Origin of the sequence: Rheinheimera riviphila, assembly GCF_004005945.1 — a bacterium.
GTDB lineage: Bacteria > Pseudomonadota > Gammaproteobacteria > Enterobacterales > Alteromonadaceae > Pararheinheimera > Pararheinheimera riviphila.
Genome location: NZ_SACS01000044.1, coordinates 1 through 1,673, shown reverse-complemented (window position 1 = coordinate 1,673; position 1,673 = coordinate 1). Strand labels below are relative to the sequence as shown.

Genomic DNA, 1,673 nt, shown 5'->3' with positions numbered 1-1,673 from the left:
ATTAACAGGAGAGTCGATGAGAAAACTAGACCAATCCGATCACTTAGCGTAAAAATACCATCAAGAAAAAGAACGGTTAGCAGGTGATCGGATAACTCCGGAATCGCTGATCGGATTCACCGAAATATGCATTTTCATCAGGTTGCATACAACACCAACCAACTCTGTAACAAAAAAGAGGTTATGCAATGTGCAGAGTACTACACAACTGCACATATTTATGTGGCGAATTGGCCAACAAAGTACTTCGAACTGCTGGATTACTTTGAATTAAACCCTATGTCTGAGCACAGAATCACTGGATTACGGAAGTGTTTCAGAGATTTATATGACAATATTTTCTGTAATGAACACGCCGGGTCAAATGCATATTACTTACTGCGTAAAGGTTTCAACACTTATGTTAGTGAATTTTACTCAGGCGGCTCGCTGCATCGATCAATCACGCGACTAGATGAAGATACACTCAATAACAGCTCAAATGTCTGTGAAGTTGAGCTATCAAAAATTTTCGACTGCAACCCAAGTAAAATTAAAGTTTACGTAAGAGAAGGCCTGCTCAACGCAACCCATACCCTGAAAAATGGCAAAGCTATGTATTCTCGTTCTGAAGCACAGGAGCTAAAAATACGTTTAACCAAATGCCTGTCGATTGGCGAATGCGCTGCGCTACTGGAAATCAGCGTTTATCAAATCAGACAGTTGCTAAGGAAAAATGTAATCCAAGCCATGTTAAAACCCTCTTCAGTAAATCGAGACTGGCTCGTAGAGCAAAACCAAATTGAGCTGCTAATTTCAAGACTTTCTGAGGGTTGCAGTAAGATAGATCCCAAGACAACAAATGCTCATAAACGCTTTGCATTCGCTAAGGTTGATTTCAGTAGCCTTGTCGAACGAATGCTCAATGGGACTGTTGATTATTATTTTAAACCAAACGATACAACCCCATTTTCATTGAGGCAATTTGTTCCGTTCTTTCAGAGTAGTGACATGCCCAACCAAGAATTTGTTACGCCTAGAGAAGCCACAATTCGGCTGGGAGTCAATCTGAACGCCATATATGACTTCATAAAATTAGGCTATCTCTACAGCGAAAAAAGATACGTCAACCGCACTCCTAGGCCTGTAAAAATGATCCCGGCCAGCAGTATCCAGAACTTCAAACACTGCTACCTGCTAACTAAAGAGCTGAGAGATATGCCAGTTAAAAATGTGACTGCTGTATCAGGTCCCGAGATAGACGGCTGTTGCGTCAAAATTTATGCATACAGCACTGGTTACTGATTAAGTGCATTTAATTTACTACCTAATTACAGCCGATTTTTACCATTGGCTGAAATCCTGCTGACCACAATATTGCAGTCAAATTACCATTTTTAACTAAGAGCAGTTGTGAGCCAGAAGCTGACGGTAGTTCTGACGAGAGTCGGATTACCTCTTTTTCACTGAAAGCTGACATTGGTGTCATCAACCAAGTAAATGAGTATCTATGAGATTATGGGAAGTCGATCTCACTGGCTATTTTCATCATAAAATAGTGATCATTGGAGTATGTAAAATTTTCTGTGTAAGTGGCTGTTTATCATAGCGATACACGGTCACCGTACATGATAATGAACTGATTCATCGCCGGTTTCCAGTCCCTAAGTGGCATTGTCCACTTCTTCGCAATT

The 1,673-nt window shown here is 40.6% G+C and carries 1 protein-coding gene; it reads left to right on the top strand.

All coding sequences use genetic code 11. From position 1 onward, the window contains the following. Positions 1 to 126: 126 nt before the first annotated feature. Positions 127 to 1,284, top strand: coding sequence for a helix-turn-helix domain-containing protein (locus EOE67_RS20270; protein ID WP_127701419.1), 1,158 nt, complete (start codon positions 127 to 129; stop codon positions 1,282 to 1,284). Positions 1,285 to 1,673: the final 389 nt, after the last annotated feature.

What these genes read in the sequence shown, in the direction of transcription:
- EOE67_RS20270 (WP_127701419.1), top strand. Translation starts at nt 127, where the DNA reads ATGCATTTTCATCAGGTTGCATACAACACCAACCAACTCTGTAACAAA.